Annotated in this window: 1 protein-coding gene; it reads left to right on the forward strand. The window is 70.2% G+C overall.

Going from position 1 to position 238, the window contains the following annotated elements:
- A partial coding sequence (locus RRF55_RS27845; protein WP_439419277.1) for a DUF6436 domain-containing protein occupies window positions 1-238 on the forward strand: 238 nt, incomplete at both ends.

The following is a 238-nucleotide window of genomic DNA, read 5'->3' on the forward strand; positions in this document are numbered from 1 at the left end:
CCCGGCACCCACGGCCAACTGCCCGCCACCCTCGGCGCGCTCAAGCCACTGGCCGATCTGCCCGGCGCCGAGCACCTGCCGGCAAGCCCTGCGGTTGCGATCTGGGACCGCAACGGCCAGCTCGCCTACTTCGGCCCCTACAGCGAGGGTGCCACGTGCAATTCGAGCAACAGCTTCATCGAGCCCATTCTGCTGGCCCTCACCCAGGGCCGCAGCGTGAACGCCACCCACACCCTGG

The organism is Klebsiella sp. K47 (genome assembly GCF_051858335.1).
In the GTDB taxonomy this organism is placed as follows: Bacteria; Pseudomonadota; Gammaproteobacteria; order Enterobacterales; family Enterobacteriaceae; genus Klebsiella; species Klebsiella pneumoniae.